We start from the raw sequence: 18,780 nt of genomic DNA on the forward strand, positions 1-18,780 counted from the left end.
CTAGTTACCCCCCTCTTCTGACTCTTCATCGGCAGCAGGCTCTCTTAATTGCGATACATCGCCGGAATCTTCTTCAACTTTAAGCTCCATTAAGTAAGATGCTACTGCTTCAATTTCTTCGTCAGTTAATTCGTAAGTGCCTGCCATTTTGTTATCCGGTTTGAATGACTCAGGGTCTTTAATCCATGCTTCAAGATTTTCCTGGTCATGTTCTAAATAACCGGCGATTAACTCACGGTCACCGAAGTTCGTTAAGTTAGGACCCATAGCTCCCGGACTTGTCGGTGTAGCGGCGTGACAGCCCATACATGAGTTATTGAAAATTTCCTCTCCGCGCTGTGCATCTTCAGATGAAGCCTGTACAGGTTCTTCAACTGCTTTCATATCTGCAAGCCACTGATCGTACTCTTCTTCAGGCAAGGCTTTTACTTTAAAGTCCATTAAGGCGTGCGACGGTCCGCAGAGCTCAGCACATTTACCGTAGAATAAACGGTCTGCGTCCTGGGATTTATCGTCGTCGAATACTAAGTAGAAGCTGTTGATACCATCGATGTTGGTATCCATTTTACCTCCGGCTGCCGGCACCCAGAATGAGTGTTTAACATCCGCACCCTGCAGGTTGAAGTAAACTTTTTGGTCAGTAGGAACTACGAGTTCCTGAGCTGTAACAACTTCTTCGTTTGGATATTCGAATTCCCACCAGTACTGGTATGCTCTGACGTTAATTACTGTTTCTTCGGCGTTTACATTGCCGTCAGCATCTGTCATAGCTTCAGTATCTGCCTGTTTAAATACAAAATAAACTGTTGGAATTGCTAATACAATAAGCAGAAGAATTGGAATCGATGTCCAGATAACTTCAAGCGTGTGGTTACCTGCAACTTCTTTCGGTTCGAAATCCTCACCTTTTTTACTTCTGCGGCTCTTCGTTACTGCGATTGTGAACAAGACAACAACTACTGCGATAACAAGCAGCATAATGATGATTGATAAAATCATTAAATTGAACTGTTCGCGTCCGACTTCTCCTGCAGGTCTTAAGGTACTTAATTCATTCGTACCGCAACCGGCAAGGAAAAGAGTAAGAGCAGAAACTAATAATAATGCCTTACCTTTAAGAAAACTTAAATTCATTGTTAGACCCCTCTTTCATTCATTTACTTTTTAAATATTCACAAGTAAGCCGGCTACGATAATCATGACGAAAAATATCACGACGTAGTTGAGTGAAAAGACAAATATTCGCCCGGCATAGCGATTATAGTCCGTAATCCGTTTGAACTGATTAACACTTAAATAAAACCAGACCACATTAAGTGCGGCTGTCAATGCAACAAACCACGTACCAAGTTCAAACATCATAAGTGGTGTGAACAAAAGAAGTGACACCCAAAAAATAATCGAGTTTCTAGTGCGAACATTCCCTTTCACAGAAGGCAGCATTGGAATACCCGCCTCTTTGTATTCATCGCTCCGTCTTATAGCCAGTGCATAGAAGTGAGGCATTTGCCATAAGAACATTACGAGGAACATCGACCACGCTAATATATGTAGATTGGGTTCAAAAACTGCCCAGCCAATTAGCGGAGGCATTGCTCCGGGGATTGCCCCTATAATTGTGTTTGAGACAAGATGTCGTTTGGCAAAAATGGAATATACAACTGCGTAACCGAATGCTGCGGTTAACCCTAGAACTCCGACAGTCGTATTGATTAAAAACAGCATTGCGAGGCCAAATCCCAGCATCGTAAATCCGATTGCAAGAATTTCTTTGCCTGAAAATGTTCCATCAATACTCGGTCTTGCCTGTTTCGATTTCATCAGCCGGTCAATATCTCTGTCATAGAAATTGTTAAGGGCACAAACGCCTCCGATGACTAGTGTAGTACCTAGGAGCATCAACAGCATGACAGGAATCGCTTCGAAAAACGAAATGCTATAATACATAACAGCAAGAAAGCTCGCTGCAAACGCAGGTATTAAGTTCGCTTTAATTATGCCATCCTTGATGAGTGTTTTAACTGCTTTCAGTTTTTTACTGCGTGCCGTTTGATGTACCTCTTGCTGGTATACATCACTGTGCATCTATACGCCCCCTTTCATAAACAAACACATTTATCTTTAATAATAGATTATCCCGGTCACATTTTCTATACATATTTGAAATAAAAATGTTACTTTTTGCATTGTTCATGAATTATTCATCAATATGCCTCATTATGATACGGAATCTGTTTTATACTCAGATGAGTATGGTATCAATCTCTACACTAGTTAATTTTACCATAGTTTTATAAATTGTTAAGAGCTATTCAAAACTTTGCACATTGCAAAGAACGGTATTCTAATATATATTTATTATTTGTATAGCGAACAGAAACGCGATTATTAGAGGTGTTCTATTTGTACAGAAATTTAAAAATTGTAGCGATTATTACGACACTGATTATGGTCTTTGTCCAGATCGGCGGCGCACTTGTTACAAAAACCGGTTCCGAAGACGGCTGCGGAGAGACCTGGCCGCTTTGTCACGGACAGCTCATTCCAAAAGACTGGCCGCTCGATACAATTATCGAGCTCGCACACCGCGGAGTTTCAGGTGTTGCTATTATCTTCCTATTAATACTGGGATATATGGCCTGGAAACAGATTGGACATGTCCGGGAAGCTAAATTCCTTATTTACCTGTCACTGAGCTTTATACTGATCCAGTCACTGATTGGTGCAGCAGCTGTAATCGGCATCTGGGAAGGCGACTTCGTTCTCGCAGCTCATTTTGGTATTTCATTAATTTGCTTCGCTGCAGTATTTCTTTTAACACTGCTTATTTTTGAAGTCTCACACGGACAGCATGAACGTAAAATTTATGTCAGTCCATTTTTAAGATATAACACGATACTGATAACAATTTACATATATATTGTTATTTACAGCGGAGCATTAGTCAGACACACTGACTCTTCGCTTGCATGTACTGAATGGCCGCACTGTATGCCGGGCGAAATAATGCCTGAGAACTTTTATCAGTCGGTCCAGATGGGACACAGATTTTTAGTCGGCATACTCGCAATATGGATGCTGCTTATACTCATCCATGTACTGCGTAAATACAGTGATTCTCCGCTTATTAAAAAATGCTGGATTACTGCATTTGTACTGCTGATTCTGCAGGTGATTACAGGCATGCTGTCTGTATTTACAATGGTAAATATTTTCATTGCACTGTTCCACGCACTGTTTATTACTCTCTTGTTCGGAGTGCTCTGCTACTTCATTATGCTGTTATCGAGAAATAAAGATTAAAAATAATAAGCAGATTTAAATCCCGCCAGCCATTACGGCTGACGGTTTTTTTATCCTGTGACATATACACGCTGCATTTCGGGTATTCATATTATTAATACTTATATTTGATGAAAGGAGAGGATGTGCATTGAAAGATATATTTGCATTACTTAAACAAGGCAGTATGGCCTCGCTTACTGCAGCTGTTGTAAATTTTATTCTGGCAGGTCTGAAAGGTCTTGCATTTCTATTCACGGCAAATGTTGCCATGTTCGCCGAGATGATGCACTCTTTCGGAGACGGCGTGAACCAGCTTTTTGTTTTTACCGGTTCAAGCCTTTCAAAAAAAGCACCGACTAAAAGGTTTCCATTCGGCTTTGGCAGACTGGTGAACCTCGTCTGTCTGTTTGCGATAATTATCGTAGCGATACTCTCTTACGAAACTGTAAAGGAAGGCATACATCATATAATCGAACCTCTCCCTGCACAGACCGAAACCACTCTGCTGCTAGTAAATATTGGCGTTCTCACAATCTCAATGATGCTGGAAGGAAGTGTCCTTTATAAAGCCGGCAAAGAATTGCTGCAGCAGGCGGGTCAGCCGTTTGACGGTCTTAAACCGCTGACTTTAAGCTACAAGCATATCAACAGTGCAAAACCTGCAACTAAACTTGTATTTTTAGAAGACACTGTAGCAACTGCCGGAGCCTTCCTCGCAATTATCGCTATACTGATCGGACGGTTTACAGGACTTCTGCAGGCGGAAGGAATTGCATCGGTCTTAATCGGTCTCATGATGTTCTACATCGTCTACAGAGTATTTATGGAAAATGCAGCGGGTGTGCTCGGAGAAAGCGACCCTCATATGGAACAGCGCATTTCACAAATCGTTCTGAAAAACGATGAAGTTAAAGATATTCAAAAACTCATCGTGCTGAAAGAAGGAGATGCTCTGCACGTGGAAGTCATCGCTGAGATCGCTCCCGATCTGACCGTTGCCTACACGAATGAACTCCGCGATGACATTGAGGCGCTGATACTGAAGCAAAGTCATGTTACCGACGTGAATATGGAATTCGAAGTCGACGACGGCAAGAGATCCTGGCCGGTGACTCAAAATCAAATGGACAGGAAATCACAAAAGAAATAAGAATATAAATTAACAAACCCTCCGGATTTAAGACCGGAGGGTTTACTGTCAGTATTTATTTTTCAGTTCAATTTCTTTCTGTTTAACGTGTTTCGCTGCAATGGTGAGCAGTCCAACCGCAATCGATACACTGAGGAAGGATGATCCCCCGTAGCTTAGGAACGGCAGCGGCACCCCCGTCAGCGGAATAATTTTTGAGATTCCGCCGACATTTATAAATACCTGGACCGTGATGTACATGGCCACCCCGATACATATAATCCTGTAAAACGTGTCGGTCGACCGGTGGGCGTACATCAATGCTTTGACGATAATAATCAAATACAATATTACGACAAGCAGTACACCCACGAGTCCGAGTTCTTCAGCGATAACTGCCATGATAAAGTCTGTATGCGGTTCAGGCAGATAACCGAGTTTAATTATACCGTTGCCGATACCTGTACCAAACAGCCCGCCGTGTGAAATCGCAATAAGCGAGTTCGTCAGCTGGTAACCTGTTCCCATCGGATCATTAAACGGATGGAAAAATGTTTCAATACGGTGCATCTGATACGGCGACAGCACTGAGCCGTTAACGAGATAAAGTATCCCGGCGATGACACCGAGTGTTGCCGTGCCGAGTGCCATTGCCCAGCCTATGACTTTAAGCGGGATGCGGATATATAAAAACATACTGAGAATAATCGCAGCAGTAACCATCCAGGTACCGAAGTCATTAATCATGACCATACCGGAGATAACCAGTATGAATACCAGCGGAATAATACTTGTCAGTTCGTCGCTGTCGATACGTTTTTCACGTTTCGAGTATATGTAAGCCAGATACAAAATTGCTGTGACTTTAAAAAATTCGGAAGATTGCAGACCGAATCCGCCGATTCTGATCCAGTTGCGCTGCCCGTTGATTTCCGTACCGAAAAACATTGTAATTAAAAGCAGCAGTACAATTCCCGCCAGCATAATGAGCTGGACACCTTTCATTTTAAAAAAGTTTCCGCTCATAAAATACGTCATAAAAAAGACGATGCTAAAACCAAGCAAAATAAACATCAGGTGTCTAATGTAATAGTATTCAGAGTTGCCCTCGTTCATCTGCGCGGGCACCATACTCGCACTGTAAACCATAACAAGTCCAATGAGTGACAGTGCAACATATGCGATTAGTATTAAAAAATCCACGTATTTGGAATACGACTTAACATAGTTGAAGAAATTTCTTATAAATTGCACGGCTGTTCCCTCATTTAAAAAAGTCTAAAGAAATATTCTTTAGACTTGATTCTTTTCTTTTTCCATATATGCTTCGTGTACTTTGGATACTTCAACTTCAAGGTGATCCAGAATATCACGGCCGTCTTGTGCATCAACTAAACCAAGTCTTACTGCAAAATTTATTTCTTTCGATAAGCCGAACATTTGTGTATCCAGCACTTCTTCAAACACAGGGCACTGGGGCATCGTTAAATTTTCCATTTGAACTTCGATTAGCTGGAGAATTCTGTCAGCGTCTTTATCCAATTGATTATAAGCAAGTTTGCTCAGTTGTTTTTCAGCAGACACGCGGTTCCCCCCTCATTCACTCTTCATAAAATTTTATCCTAACAATCGTAAAAAAGCAAGCAACATCCGAAGATGCAATAGTAAATGTTTACTACTCCATTGTATAATTTTATCGTAAACTTTGCTATAATTTCTAAGCAAAGGGAGCGATATTAATGATAATTCAACTTACTGGAAATGTACGGTACCAGATTACTCTTGATCCTTCGACCTGGATATTCGATGACCGTAAAATCAAATTAGAAGATTTACTGGCACAAAAGGAAGACGGAGAAGAGATTACATTCAATGACGAAACCGAATGGAACCGTCAAATTATTGAAGGAGAAACAAAGCCGCCCACGCTTAAATCTGAAAAGAAACATAAAAAAAGAGAACTGCTCGAAAGTTCTTTTGTTATCGGTTTAGCACCTTTTCTAGAATATGCAGAAGCTTATGAAGATGAAGATGCGAAGATTGTGTTTGTACATAACGGCGGTGAAACAGAACTTCAATACAAAGACCGCGAAACATTTTATGCCCATTTTTCTAATAATGGCAAACGCCTGCACGAAGATGGTTTATTTGATTTGCTGGTTGTCGGCGACGACGGCGTTGAACAGGACCGTCTCATTTATGTTACCAAAATAGAATTTAAATAAAAAAATCCGCGAACTTTAAGTTCGCGGATTTTCTATTTAACCGGCGGGCCTTTCGGCTGTGCAATGTTGCCTTCTTTTCTTTCCTTATGCAGTCTGTATCTGTAGCCTGCGAGTATGATTGCAATAACAATTAAACATTCAGCCACGGGATAAAACGCACCGAAAAAGGTCAGAAATATTACACCGAAAAACATCAGTATATAAATAACAACTGTTTGCCACAGCTTAACTTTGCGGGCAAATCCCAATTGATATACGATAGCACACAAGACAAAAATTGTAATGAATAAATACCACATACCGGTTTCAGGATTGGAATCCAGACCATATAGTCTCCCGAAAAAAGTGAGCCGTTCCGTCAGACCTGCACCACTTTCGGCGTTCAGGAGAATGAGAGGATTAAACAACTGCCTCACTCCACTTCGCTTTTATTACTTACTTTTTTTATACGCTTTTTCACGTGCATTTTTCTCTAAAATTTTCTTGCGCATGCGAACTGTTTCCGGAGTAATCTCCACAAGTTCGTCTTCGTTAATATACTCAAGTGCTTCTTCAAGAGTCAGTGATCTCGGTTTTTTCATTGTAGTTGTCTGCTCTTTAGTTGCTGAACGAATATTGTTGGCAGCTTTCACTTTAGTAATATTAACGGCAAGGTCATTTTCGCGTGAGTTCTCTCCGACAATCATACCTTCGTATACTTCAGTACCAGGTTCCATAAAGTTCGTTCCGCGTCCTTCAAGTGCAAGAATTGAGTACGTGCTCGCAGCACCTTTATCAATTGAAACAAGAACTCCGTTTCTTCTGCCTCCGATGCGTCCTTTAACCAGTGGGCGGTACTCTTCGAAAGTATGGTTAATAATACCGTAGCCGCGTGTCATCGACATGAATTCTGTACGGTAGCCGATAAGTCCGCGCGCAGGAATCAGGAATGTCAGACGGGTCTGTCCATTGCCTGTTGTGACCATGTCGAGCATCTCACCTTTACGTGTACCCATAGATTCGATAATACTGCCAGTATTTTCTTCGTGTACGTCAATTTGTACACGTTCGAACGGTTCACATTGAACACCGTCAATTTCACGGATGATAACTTCCGGTTTTGATACCTGAAGTTCAAATCCTTCGCGTCTTAAGTTTTCAATAAGAATCGATAAGTGAAGCTCACCGCGTCCTGAAACTCTCCAGGCATCCGGCTGGTCTGTCGGGTCTACACGCAGTGATACATCTGTTTCTAATTGAAGATTCAAACGCTCTTCAATTTTTCTTGCTGTAACGTGCTTGCCTTCGCGTCCCGCAAACGGCGAGTTGTTAACAGCAAACGTCATCTGCAATGTCGGTTCGTCAACATGAAGAACCGGCAGTGCTTCCTGAGCATCTGTAGGCGTAATCGTTTCACCGACGTTAATATCCTCCATACCGCTGATTGCGATAAGGTCTCCCGCTTTCGCACTTTCAATTTCTACCCGGTTAAGTCCAAGGAAACCGAAAATTTTCGATACTCTGAAGTTTTTAATTGTGCCGTCGATTTTAATTAATGAAACTGTTTCACCAACGTTAATCGTTCCGCGGAAAACGCGTCCGATTCCGATACGTCCAACGTAATCGTTGTAATCCAGTAATGATACCTGGAATTGAAGCGGCTCGTCGCTGTTGTCTACCGGTGCAGGAACATAGTCTACGATAGTTTCGTAAATGGATTGCATGTTTTCCTCCTGCTCACCTGGTTCGCGGCTTGCTGTACCGTTCATTGCAGATGCATAGACAACAGGGAATTCAAGCTGTTCGTCGTTGGCATCAAGTTCGATAAAGAGTTCAAGCACATCGTCCACTACTTCTTCAGGGCGCGCACTCGGTTTATCAATTTTATTAACTACTACTACCGGTTTTAAGTTTTGCTCCAAAGCTTTTTTAAGAACAAAACGCGTCTGAGGCATCGTACCTTCATATGCATCGACAACGAGGATTACCCCGTCAACCATTTTCATAATACGTTCTACTTCTCCGCCGAAGTCAGCGTGGCCCGGTGTATCTAAAATATTTATACGCGTATCTTTGTAATCAATCGCTGTATTTTTCGCCAGTATTGTGATCCCGCGTTCACGTTCAATATCATTCGAGTCCATGGCACGTTCTTCAACGTGTTCATTTTCACGGAAAATACCAGACTGTTTTAAAAGCTGGTCTACTAATGTCGTTTTACCATGGTCTACGTGTGCAATAATTGCTATGTTTCTAATGTTTTCTCTCAGGTTCATCAAGAGGATTTTCCCTTCGTATATAGAATATCTTTATAACCGTAACAGTATACCACATTTTTTACCAATCTGAACATTCAAGGATATTATTTTTATGATATAATTCGAAATAAGACAAATGACTTTTAGGGGAATACTTATGGAAAAGAAAAAATCAAAGGCTGTATTTTTAATACTTGCTGTCTTGGCAGTTTCAATGATGATTGCATTTTCGATTTTCATTGCCGAAGAAATGATCATACTTGCAGTATTGTCGGTTATAGTGTTTATCGCCATTTTCGGCACTGGTTTCACATTGAAGAAAAAGTATCGTGAAAATGGCTGGCTCTAACTTCAGTTTTGCTTTAACTGCTTATTTATTATAACAGATTTCCTTATTTGTATTGGAATAATAGGGAAATCTGTTGTATTTTTTTTGCATTTTTTAAATTATCGTTTTTTGACGGCAAATTAAGACCGGGCAATAATGAATTTATCATTCATTAAAGGAGCTTTGCTGTGAGACAAAAAAATGAAAAGTTAAAAGTTTACGAGTTTCTGTATAACCGGTTGCCTTTTAGCGATGACGAAACTGAAGAATACGAAGCAATGCAGCGGATGGATCTTTTGGAAGAACATTTTGATTTATATTTGCGTCAAATCAATACAGGAAATATGGAGCTGTTCTGGCACTGCGAAATAACCGTAGGCACTGACCATGAACTGATTAATGTGCTGATTGCAACGGAATATTGCTATTACCTTTTCATTCTGCACAACTACGCCGGTGAACATTTTATTAATCCATTTAATATTTTAATCGACAGCAATTACGAAGCTGTCTACGATTTAAACCGGACTGCGAAAGTTTACGAAAAGTTTAAGGAAACACTTGTTGATGAAGGCCATTTTCAGCGCCCGATTATTATTAAACACGTCGTAATGAACGAAACTTTCAAACTCGCTAAACGGCCGTCCGATCAATTTCTATCCCTTAAAAATCTGCCTTACTATTTAAAAGCGATTGAACACAGTGCTGTTATCAGAAAAAAGCAGCCGCGCCCGGAATTGAAAAGTTAAAAGCCCGTACGGCAGTTTCGAGCGCAGCTGCAAATGATTTCTCGTACGGATTCAAGTGCACCGGCTGTCTGGAGTTCAGCCTTGAACTCCTCAGCAGCAAATTAATAATGTGTGAGTCCTGTCATGCTATCCATAATATCGAAAAGATGTTTACCGATTATTTTGATATGCTGAACCTTCTTAATATTTCACAGCCGTATACTAAAAAACAGATTAAGCAACATATCAATGTCCCGCTCAGCAATTACGCTTTGTTAAAATATGTCGGTAAAATTTTTACGAAAACATCAAAACATTCCCAACTGTACTATTACGAACCATGAATTTTCTCATGATATTCGTAAAGTCTTTTATCGCCGGTAAAATATTCAAGTATTTCTGAATGGATTTTGGGATTGCCGCTGATTACACTCGATGAGCTTAAGAGCGGCAGCTCTCTTCCATACAAATCGGACGTTTTAAACCCGAGCTCTCCGGTAATAATTACACCGGCTGTATAATCCCACGGATACAGCCTTAAAAACAGCAGGGCAGAAATCTGTCCTTTTGCAAGCATCGCAAATTCCAAAGCAGCAGACCCGTACGATCTTACACTGCGTGACTCAGCCATAATTTTAAAAAACGGACTGCGGGTTTCTTCGCCGAGTACTCTTTTCGGGTTAATGGCGATGAGAGATTGATTTAAAGGTATATTCTCTGCCGGCAGCAGCGCCTGTTCATTTAAATACGCACCATTTTTATATTTAGCGTGATACAAGTCCCGTTTCATACAATCGTAGATTAAACCGCAATATGGTTCCCCGTCGATAAACACCCCGATGGATATTGCAAAATTTTCTCCCTGGTGCACAAAATTTAAAGTCCCGTCAATGGGGTCGACAATCCAGATGACGCCTTTTGTATCTTGTATATTTTGTCCATGTCCCTCTTCACCGATAATAAGATGGTCCGGAAAACGTTCCAGAATTTTAGTATATAAAAACTGTTCTGTCTCTCTGTCGACATCTGTTACGAGATCATTTGGATTCGATTTACTGTCGATCTGAAATTCCTTGGTCATGCGCATTTCGATAAATTTACCAGCTTCAACGATTAATTCTTTGCCAAAGTTATATATGTCCATGAATCCACCTCAATCATTTGATTGCTAACCAACTTTATTTTATCATAAGAGAGACCTTTTGAAAGGAGCTCAACCTTAATGAAGTATACATTTACACAAACGGACTTCGATGTTTTTAATATCGACGGCCTCGAAAACAGAATGGCAGCCCTGATTGAAAATACACGGCCGAAACTCGAACATCTCGGAGAACACTTCAGTGCCTACTTAACTGAAATGACCGGGGACGAGACATACGCTCATGTAGCAAAACACGCACGGCGGACGACGAACCCTCCCGATGATACATGGGTGGCCTTCAGTACGAACCCCCGCGGCTACAAAATGATGCCCCACTTCCAGATTGGTTTATATAACAGCCATGCTTTTTGCATGTACGGTATTATATATGAATCAAAAGATAAAAAGCGGCTGGCAGAGAACTGGCTGAATAATATAGAGAAATTTGATAATCTGCCGGAAGACTATCAAATTTCACTCGACCATATGAAACCTGCGAAAACTCCGCTTAAGGAGCTTTCTGACGATGAACTTGAAAAAGGTCTCATCAGACTGCGCGATGTTAAAAAAGGTGAATTTTTAGTCGGCAAGGTTTATAAGCCAGGCGATAAAGAATTCAGTTCTGATGAAGCTTTTATTAAAGACCTTGAACAGGTTATGGAAAACCTCGCTCAGTTCTATCATCAGGACTAGTCTCCTGATAAATTAACGCAAAACCCATCTGGGTTTTGCGTTTTTTTTGTTTGGTTTTTAACGAGTCCTGATCACGGTGGCGCGCAATCCTCTCTTTTGTGCCACCGTGAGTTTTCGGTGGCGCGCAAACCCCTCTTTTGCGCCGCCGTGAGTTTTCGGTGGCACGCAAACCCTTCTTTTGTGCCACCGTGAAACTGATATGCTTATTCATGCGCCCAAAAATATAAAGAACATCAAAATAACCCGTCCGTCAAATCCACAAAGGAAAATGACGGACGGGTTGTTTGTTTACAGCACAGTTATTTGTTCTCTCGTTATTGTTTTATGATTTGCCTGCAGGGCAAGTGCCTGTATTTCTCCCATTTTGCTGAGATCCAGGTTGCCTCCGCTAACGATAACCCCTGTGTGCTCGGAGTCAATTTTGTCATTAAATGCTAAGAGTGCTGCGAGTGCTGTAGCACCGGCACCTTCTACTAGTGATTTTGTACGTTCAAGCAGGTAGACCATTGCATAAGCAATCTGACTTTCCGATACGCAGTATATTTCATCAACATACTGCCGGACGGCCTGCTGTGTTAATTCACCGGGCTGTTTGACTGCAATGCCTTCTGCAATTGTGCTGCAGCTGTTAAGCACTACATGATCGTCTTTTGTGTAATATGATTTAAACATCGATGGTGCGTTTGCCGCCTGCACACCGATTATTTTAATGGATGGTTTAATCATCTTCGCCGCTACTGCAATGCCGCTTATCAAACCGCCTCCGCCTATCGGTACAATTATCGTATCGAGCTCGGGTATCTCTTCCAGCATTTCTATACCAATTGAACCCTGGCCTGCCATAATATCGTAATCATCAAAAGGATGGACATACGTTGCACCTGTCAGCTTTTTATGTTCCAGAGAAGCTGTAAATGCTTCCTGAAAACTCGCTCCAACAAGTTTAACTGCTGCACCATATCCTTTTGTTGCTTCGACTTTCGCTGAAGGAGTACCTTCCGGCATAAAGATAGTCGCAGTAGCATTTAATTTTTTCGCAGCAAGGGCTACGCCCTGGGCATGGTTGCCTGCAGATGCAGTCACTACTCCTGCTTCAAGCTGTGCCGGAGTTAATTTCGACAGTTTATACGATGCACCCCGATATTTAAACGCTCCGGTTTTCTGATGATTTTCCAATTTCATATAAACATTTTTACCGGTTTTTTCATTTGTTGTCTGTGATGTTATCACTGGTGTTTTGTGCACATTTCCCCGCAAATATTCCATAGCATCTCTGACTAAATCACTGTTTAACGAATTCCCAAAGAACCACGCTCCTCAAAAGCTGTTATTTTTTCTTCATTTAATAAAGTTAATGCAATGTCATCCCAGCCGTTAATTAATTTTTCTTTATGATAGGCAGGGATTTCAAACTTCAATGTCTTGCCGCTGCTGTCTGTAATTTCTTGTTTTTCTAAATCAACCGAGATATTAAAATCTCCATTTCTTGCCTGCTCCTGCCATTCAGCTACTTGCGTTTCCGGCATTTTAATTAAAATAATGCCGTTTTTAAATGCATTTGAGTAGAATATATCCGCAAAGCCCGGAGCAATAATAACTTTATAACCATAGTCCAAAAGAGCCCACGGCGCGTGTTCCCGTGATGAGCCGCAGCCGAAGTTGTCACCGGCGACCAGCACTGAAGCACCATCGAATTTTGCATCGTCCATATCAAAATCTTCACGCTTCGTACCGTCGTCATTAAAACGCCAGTTATAAAAGACAAATTGCCCAAAACCAGTACGTTCGATCCGTTTCAGAAACTGTTTGGGGATAATCTGGTCCGTGTCAACATTCGAGCGGTTCAGCGGATATACTTTACCTTCATGCTTTGAAATTGCCTCCATAATTACCCTCCTATGCAGTTACTCTGCTCTGATATTTTCTGACATCGACAAAGCGGCCGTTAATTGCCGCTGCCGCTGCCATTTCAGGGCTGACAAGATGCGTTCTTGCCCCGTTACCCTGACGGCCTTCAAAGTTGCGGTTTGATGTTGATGCACAACGTCCGCCAGGCGGTACTGTGTCTTCATTCATGCCAAGACAGGCACTGCATCCTGCGTTGCGCCATTCGAAACCTGCATCGATGAAAACTTTATCGATGCCAAGCGCTTCCGCTTCCTGTTTGACAAGGAATGAACCCGGTACAACGATTGCTTTAACCCCATCCTTAACACGGTTGCCTTCTATAATATCTGCAGCACGCTGCAAGTCCAGAACACGGGAGTTAGTGCATGAACCAATAAATACATGATCAATTTCAATATCTGTAATCGGCATGCCTTCTTCAAGACCCATGTATTCAAGTGCGCGTTTCGTCGAGTCTTCATCTTTCGATTCGGAAACTACCGGTGTCGCTGCACTGATTGGCACAACCATGCTTGGATTTGTTCCCCAGGATACTTGAGGTTCTATCTCCGAAGCATTAATTTCAAGCGTTGCATCGTATTCTGCACCTTCATCAGTACTCAGGCTCAGCCACTCTTCGGCAAGTTTCTTATATTCTTCTTCATCTCTCGGCACATAACGGCGCCCGCGAAGGAATTCAACTGTCGTTTCATCCGGTGAAATCAGACCGGCGCGCGCTCCGCCTTCAATTGACATATTGCATACGGTCATGCGGCCTTCCATCGTTAAGTCACGAATCGCCTGTCCAGTGTACTCAACGACATGTCCTGTCCCGAAATCAACACCGAATTTCGCTATAATAGCTAAAATTAAATCCTTGGCAGTCACTCCGACACTTAAGTTTCCGTTAACTTTGACGTTCATCGTTTTCGGTTTTGACTGCGTTAAAGTCTGAGTTGCAAATACGTGTTCCACTTCACTCGTACCGATACCAAAAGCAAGTGCTCCAAATGCGCCGTGAGTCGATGTATGAGAATCACCGCAGACAATTGTCTTGCCCGGCTGGGTCAAGCCCAGCTGCGGCCCGATGATGTGGACAATACCCTGATCAGGGTGATACATATCGGCAAGTTTAATACCAAATTCTTCACAGTTTTTCTTTAACGCATCCATTTGTTTCTGAGCAATCGCATCCTGAGCGTCTTCCCTGTTTTTCGTCGGAACGTTGTGATCCATCGTGGCAAACGTTAAATCCGGACGGCGGACTTTTCGATTATTTAAGCGTAATCCTTCAAAAGCTTGAGGCGAAGTCACTTCATGGATTAAGTGCTGATCGATATAGAGTAAATCCGGTTTGCCTTCTTCTTCATGAACGACATGCCGTTCCCAGATTTTTTCGATTATAGTTTTTTTCTGAGCCATGTTAATCTTCTCCTTTAACTTTTTTATAGATTACTAATAATTTTTTCCGTCATTTCCGTCGTCGATATCGTTTCAGCTCCATCAATTTTCAAATCTGGAGTTTTGAAGCCTTGTTTCAGTACTGTATTCACAGCTCTTTCTATCGCTGCTGATTCTTCGTGCAGACCAAACGAATACTTAAACATCATACCGACAGATAACATCATACCGATTGGATTGGCTTTATTTTCTCCCGCAATATCAGGTGCTGAACCGTGAATCGGTTCGAACAGTCCGAGTCCGTTTTCACTTAAACTCGCTGAAGGCAGAACACCAAGAGATCCTGTTATTACAGAGGCTTCATCACTTAAAATATCTCCAAATAAGTTCTCAGTTACGATGACATCAAAGTAAGATGGATTCGTAATCAGCTTCATCGCTGCAGCATCGACAAGTTCGTGCTCAACTGTAACTTCCGGATATTCTTTTCCGACTGTATTGACAATTTCACGCCACATCCGGCTGGATTCAAGCACGTTTGCTTTATCAACCGATGTTAAATGTTTTCTTCTTGTCATCGCTGTATCAAATGCAGTGCGAACGATACGTTCAATTTCATCATGCGTATAAGTCAATGAATCAATTACACTTTGTCCGCCGTCCCGGCGTTCACTTGGTTCCCCGAAATACAGTCCGCCCGTCAGTTCTCTGACAATCATCAAATCGCTGCCGTGAACAATTTCTTGTTTCAGCGGTGATGCTGCTTCGAGTGAATCAAATATTGTTACCGGACGCAGGTTTGCAAATAAGTTGAAATGTTTGCGGATTTTTAACAGTCCCTGCTCAGGACGTATACTGCTGTCAGCCCATTTTGGACCGCCGACAGCACCAAGCAGAATTGCGTCAGCCGCTTCACATGCTTCTATCGTTTCATCAGGCAGAGGATTATTATATTTATCAATCGCAATGCCCCCGATATCTTTAGCTTCTGTCGTAAACTCGTGCTGATATTTTTCTCCTGCAGCTTTCAGCAGTGCTTGTGCCGAATTCATTATTTCCGGACCGATACCATCGCCGGCCAAGGTGATTATATGTTTTTTCATTGCCGATTATCTCCTTTATGCATTTACACTTTCTGCAGGTGCTGCCGCCTGTTCACTCATCAAATAGCGGTTTACTGCATTGATATATGCATTTGCCGATGCTGCGAGTACGTCCTGAGCTGTGCCGCGTCCTGAAAACTGCTGATTATTAATCTTAATCTGCACACGGGATTCTGCCAGTGCGTCTTTCCCTCCGCCTACTGAGCTGAGCTGGTAGTCGAGTAAGTTAGTTTTTTCTCTGAGAATTTCCTGGATTGCCTTATACAGTGCTTCAACACTGCCGGAACCAGTAACTTCGTGCGATACATGTTCTCCGACCGGAGTGACAACATCGATATGTGCTTTCGTCTGTCCGTCCTGCTCATAATTCACTTCGAAATTATCCAACACGTAGCGTTCAATATTAGATGCGTCTGTCTTGATTTCCATAATAATCGAATAGATATCATCATCAGTCACTTCTTTTTTATGATCCGTCAGTTCCTTAAAGCTGCTAAATGCTGCAGACAATTCCTCTTCTGTCAGCTCGACCTTAAATGATTTCACTTTATCTTTAAATGCATGGCGTCCTGAATGTTTGCCGAGGAACAGCGTATTTGCTGTATCCGCGGAAACCCCGACCAGGGCCGGTGAAATAATTTCATAAGTTTCCGAGTTTTTCAGCATGCCGTCCTGATGAATTCCTGCTTCATGTGCATAAGCATTCCGTCCAATAATTGCTTTGTTCGGCTGAACTGTCATACCGGTCAGTTTGGCAACAATATCACTTGAACGTTTAATCTCCTGTAAATTTAAGTTTGTTGTATACGGATAAAAGTCTCCGCGGATGTGCAGTGCCACTGCAATTTCTTCGAGCGCTGCGTTGCCGGCGCGTTCACCGATACCGTTAATGGAACATTCTATTTGTGTCGCTCCATTTTCAATACCTGCTACCGAGTTTGCTACTGCCATACCAAGATCATTGTGACAATGCGTAGAGAGAATAGCTTTATCTATATTCGGAACATTCTCAGATACATATTTAAACATTTCACCGTATTCTTTCGGCGTCGTATAGCCAACTGTATCAGGCAGATTGATAATTGTTGCTCCAGCATCGATCACCGCTTCAATAATTTCAGCAAGGAAAGGCAGTTCTGTACGTGATGCATCTTCTGCTGACCACTCTACTTCATTAAACATGCTCTTCGAGTAGGTGACCATCTCTACAGATGTATCGATGACTTTCTGTTTATCCATCTTCAGTTTGAATTCTCTGTGAATCGGGCTCGTAGCAAGAAATATATGAATTCTTGGATTCGGTGTATTTTTTAAAGCTTCGTACGCACGATCAATATCGTGTTTTTTCGTTCTAGCCAGTGCAGTTACAGTTGAGTCTTTAATCGTATCTGCGATCAGCTTCACTGCCTGGAAGTCGCCTTCTGAAGAGGCGGGAAAGCCCGCTTCTATAACGTCAACACCGAGGCGTTCGAGCTGCTTTGCAATCTCCAGTTTTTCCTGCTTATTTAAATTGACTCCCGGTGACTGCTCACCGTCTCTCAGCGTGGTATCAAAAATTTTAATATCGGTTATATCAGTCATATTGACCTTCCTCTCTTCAGTATTATTTATCTAATCGGATTTTGAACAAACGGCATTAAGTCTCTCAGTTCCTGGCCGACCGCCGTAATCGGATGTTTATATTCGCTGTTATTAATTGCATTGTACTGCGGGCGTCCCGCCTGGTTTTCTAAGATCCATCCTTTGGCGAACTGGCCGTTTTGAATCTCTGTCAGCACTTCTCCCATACGTGCTTTCGTTTCTTCATTAATAACACGCGGTCCGCTGACAAAGTCTCCCCACTGAGCTGTATCGGAAATTGAGTAGCGCATATTTTCCATACCGCCTTCGTACATTAAGTCCACGATAAGTTTTAATTCGTGAAGACATTCAAAATATGCAACTTCCGGCTGGTAACCCGCGTCTGTTAAAGTTTCAAAGCCTGCTTTAACTAATGAAGTCAATCCGCCGCACAGTACCGCCTGTTCCCCGAATAAGTCTGTTTCTGTTTCTTCCTGGAACGAAGTCTCAAGTACTCCCGCACGTGCAGCTCCAATTCCCTGTGCATATGCTTTTGCAACATCCGATGCGTTGCCTGATACGTCCTGGAATACTCCGAATAAAGCAGGTACACCCGCTTCTTCCTGATAAGTACGGCGTACTAAGTGTCCCGGCCCTTTAGGAGCTACTAAAAATACGTCAACATTTTCCGGCGGTACAATCTGATTAAAGTGAACATTGAAGCCGTGCGCGAAAGCTAAGGCACTGTTCTCTTTTAAGTTATCTTTAATTTCTGCTTCGTATACTTTCGGCTGGCCTTCATCCGGCAAGAGGACCATCGTTACGTCAGCATCTTTAACTGCTTCTCCGACAGTTCTTACATCAAAGCCGTCTTCTTTTGCTTTATCGAATGATTTACCTTCGCGGAGACCGACGATTACGTTATAGCCTGAGTCTCTTAAGTTTTGTGCGTGTGCATGCCCCTGTGAACCGTAGCCGACAATCGCTACTGTTTTTCCTTGTAAACTTCCTGTGTTGATATCTTTATCGTAATAAACTTTAGCCATAATTTAATTTCTCC

Annotated in this window: 19 protein-coding genes; 6 read left to right on the forward strand and 13 right to left on the reverse strand. The window is 42.1% G+C overall.

Annotation, left to right across the window (positions count from 1 at the left end; all coding sequences use genetic code 11):
* Both coxB and cyoE read right to left on the reverse strand, forming a co-directional pair.
* Complete coding sequence (gene coxB, locus IR135_RS00715; protein ID WP_135095794.1) at positions 1-1,134, reverse strand: cytochrome c oxidase subunit II; 1,134 nt, start codon at positions 1,132-1,134, stop codon at positions 1-3.
* 30 nt (positions 1,135-1,164) lie between these two features.
* Positions 1,165-2,085, reverse strand: coding sequence for a heme o synthase (gene cyoE, locus IR135_RS00720; RefSeq protein WP_135095796.1), 921 nt, complete (start codon positions 2,083-2,085; stop codon positions 1,165-1,167).
* Between the two features lie 318 nt (positions 2,086-2,403).
* Between cyoE and IR135_RS00725 the strand changes: the two genes are divergently transcribed.
* Together IR135_RS00725 and IR135_RS00730 are read left to right on the forward strand one after the other, a co-directional pair.
* Positions 2,404-3,303: a heme A synthase gene (locus tag IR135_RS00725; protein ID WP_341345124.1), complete on the forward strand. Its 900-nt coding sequence runs from the start codon at positions 2,404-2,406 to the stop codon at positions 3,301-3,303.
* Between the two features lie 130 nt (positions 3,304-3,433).
* Positions 3,434-4,435: a cation diffusion facilitator family transporter gene (locus tag IR135_RS00730; protein WP_135095798.1), complete on the forward strand. Its 1,002-nt coding sequence runs from the start codon at positions 3,434-3,436 to the stop codon at positions 4,433-4,435.
* 48 nt (positions 4,436-4,483) lie between these two features.
* On the opposite strand, the gene IR135_RS00735 is transcribed toward IR135_RS00730, so the two are convergent.
* Positions 4,484-5,668 (reverse strand): FtsW/RodA/SpoVE family cell cycle protein, encoded by a 1,185-nt coding sequence (locus IR135_RS00735; protein WP_135095800.1) that lies wholly within the window; start codon positions 5,666-5,668, stop codon positions 4,484-4,486.
* 39 nt (positions 5,669-5,707) lie between these two features.
* Entirely contained in the window at positions 5,708-5,998 is a 291-nt protein-coding gene (locus tag IR135_RS00740) for a YlaN family protein (RefSeq protein ID WP_115885696.1), read from the reverse strand.
* Positions 5,999-6,153: 155 nt separating this feature from the next.
* Between IR135_RS00740 and IR135_RS00745 the strand changes: the two genes are divergently transcribed.
* Positions 6,154-6,639 (forward strand): hypothetical protein, encoded by a 486-nt coding sequence (locus IR135_RS00745; protein WP_135095802.1) that lies wholly within the window; start codon positions 6,154-6,156, stop codon positions 6,637-6,639.
* 32 nt (positions 6,640-6,671) lie between these two features.
* Here the strand turns inward: IR135_RS00745 and IR135_RS00750 are convergent, their stop codons facing one another.
* Complete coding sequence (locus IR135_RS00750) at positions 6,672-7,046, reverse strand: YlaH-like family protein (protein WP_228063366.1); 375 nt, start codon at positions 7,044-7,046, stop codon at positions 6,672-6,674.
* 24 nt (positions 7,047-7,070) lie between these two features.
* Positions 7,071-8,897, reverse strand: coding sequence for a translational GTPase TypA (gene typA, locus IR135_RS00755; RefSeq protein ID WP_135095804.1), 1,827 nt, complete (start codon positions 8,895-8,897; stop codon positions 7,071-7,073).
* A gap of 136 nt (positions 8,898-9,033) precedes the next feature.
* On the opposite strand from typA, the gene IR135_RS00760 reads away from it, so the two are divergent.
* Positions 9,034-9,225 carry a DUF5325 family protein gene (locus IR135_RS00760; RefSeq protein ID WP_115885693.1) on the forward strand — a complete coding sequence of 64 codons (192 nt, stop codon included), beginning with the start codon at positions 9,034-9,036 and terminating at the stop codon, positions 9,223-9,225.
* A gap of 167 nt (positions 9,226-9,392) precedes the next feature.
* Positions 9,393-9,953 (forward strand): hypothetical protein, encoded by a 561-nt coding sequence (locus IR135_RS00765; protein WP_135095806.1) that lies wholly within the window; start codon positions 9,393-9,395, stop codon positions 9,951-9,953.
* 310 nt (positions 9,954-10,263) lie between these two features.
* Here the strand turns inward: IR135_RS00765 and IR135_RS00770 are convergent, their stop codons facing one another.
* Positions 10,264-11,076 (reverse strand): inositol monophosphatase family protein, encoded by an 813-nt coding sequence (locus IR135_RS00770; RefSeq protein WP_135095808.1) that lies wholly within the window; start codon positions 11,074-11,076, stop codon positions 10,264-10,266.
* A 78-nt stretch (positions 11,077-11,154) separates the two neighbouring features.
* Between IR135_RS00770 and IR135_RS00775 the strand changes: the two genes are divergently transcribed.
* Positions 11,155-11,769 carry a YktB family protein gene (locus IR135_RS00775; RefSeq protein WP_135095810.1) on the forward strand — a complete coding sequence of 205 codons (615 nt, stop codon included), beginning with the start codon at positions 11,155-11,157 and terminating at the stop codon, positions 11,767-11,769.
* A gap of 288 nt (positions 11,770-12,057) precedes the next feature.
* On the opposite strand, the gene IR135_RS00780 is transcribed toward IR135_RS00775, so the two are convergent.
* The 6 genes from IR135_RS00780 to ilvC are packed head-to-tail and all read right to left on the reverse strand — an operon-like array spanning position 12,058 to position 18,766.
* Positions 12,058-13,014: a threonine/serine dehydratase gene (locus IR135_RS00780; protein WP_318272194.1), complete on the reverse strand. Its 957-nt coding sequence runs from the start codon at positions 13,012-13,014 to the stop codon at positions 12,058-12,060.
* Between the two features lie 44 nt (positions 13,015-13,058).
* Positions 13,059-13,655: a 3-isopropylmalate dehydratase small subunit gene (gene leuD / locus IR135_RS00785; RefSeq protein WP_135095814.1), complete on the reverse strand. Its 597-nt coding sequence runs from the start codon at positions 13,653-13,655 to the stop codon at positions 13,059-13,061.
* A 10-nt stretch (positions 13,656-13,665) separates the two neighbouring features.
* Entirely contained in the window at positions 13,666-15,078 is a 1,413-nt protein-coding gene (leuC, locus tag IR135_RS00790; RefSeq protein WP_135095816.1) for a 3-isopropylmalate dehydratase large subunit, read from the reverse strand.
* 23 nt (positions 15,079-15,101) lie between these two features.
* Complete coding sequence (gene leuB, locus IR135_RS00795) at positions 15,102-16,160, reverse strand: 3-isopropylmalate dehydrogenase (protein ID WP_135095818.1); 1,059 nt, start codon at positions 16,158-16,160, stop codon at positions 15,102-15,104.
* A 15-nt stretch (positions 16,161-16,175) separates the two neighbouring features.
* Complete coding sequence (locus IR135_RS00800) at positions 16,176-17,732, reverse strand: 2-isopropylmalate synthase (RefSeq protein ID WP_135096337.1); 1,557 nt, start codon at positions 17,730-17,732, stop codon at positions 16,176-16,178.
* 35 nt (positions 17,733-17,767) lie between these two features.
* On the reverse strand, positions 17,768-18,766 hold the full coding sequence (gene ilvC, locus IR135_RS00805) for a ketol-acid reductoisomerase (RefSeq protein WP_135095820.1): 999 nt from the start codon (positions 18,764-18,766) through the stop codon (positions 17,768-17,770).
* Positions 18,767-18,780 lie beyond the last annotated feature (14 nt).

It is taken from the genome of Jeotgalicoccus nanhaiensis (assembly GCF_015235105.1).
GTDB lineage: Bacteria > Bacillota > Bacilli > Staphylococcales > Salinicoccaceae > Jeotgalicoccus > Jeotgalicoccus nanhaiensis.

What these genes read in the sequence shown, in the direction of transcription:
- coxB (WP_135095794.1), bottom strand. Translation starts at nt 1,134, where the DNA reads ATGAATTTAAGTTTTCTTAAAGGTAAGGCATTATTATTAGTTTCTGCT.
- cyoE (WP_135095796.1), bottom strand. Translation starts at nt 2,085, where the DNA reads ATGCACAGTGATGTATACCAGCAAGAGGTACATCAAACGGCACGCAGT.
- IR135_RS00745 (WP_135095802.1), top strand. Translation starts at nt 6,154, where the DNA reads ATGATAATTCAACTTACTGGAAATGTACGGTACCAGATTACTCTTGAT.
- IR135_RS00760 (WP_115885693.1), top strand. Translation starts at nt 9,034, where the DNA reads ATGGAAAAGAAAAAATCAAAGGCTGTATTTTTAATACTTGCTGTCTTG.
- IR135_RS00770 (WP_135095808.1), bottom strand. Translation starts at nt 11,076, where the DNA reads ATGGACATATATAACTTTGGCAAAGAATTAATCGTTGAAGCTGGTAAA.
- IR135_RS00775 (WP_135095810.1), top strand. Translation starts at nt 11,155, where the DNA reads ATGAAGTATACATTTACACAAACGGACTTCGATGTTTTTAATATCGAC.
- leuD (WP_135095814.1), bottom strand. Translation starts at nt 13,655, where the DNA reads ATGGAGGCAATTTCAAAGCATGAAGGTAAAGTATATCCGCTGAACCGC.
- leuC (WP_135095816.1), bottom strand. Translation starts at nt 15,078, where the DNA reads ATGGCTCAGAAAAAAACTATAATCGAAAAAATCTGGGAACGGCATGTC.
- leuB (WP_135095818.1), bottom strand. Translation starts at nt 16,160, where the DNA reads ATGAAAAAACATATAATCACCTTGGCCGGCGATGGTATCGGTCCGGAA.
- ilvC (WP_135095820.1), bottom strand. Translation starts at nt 18,766, where the DNA reads ATGGCTAAAGTTTATTACGATAAAGATATCAACACAGGAAGTTTACAA.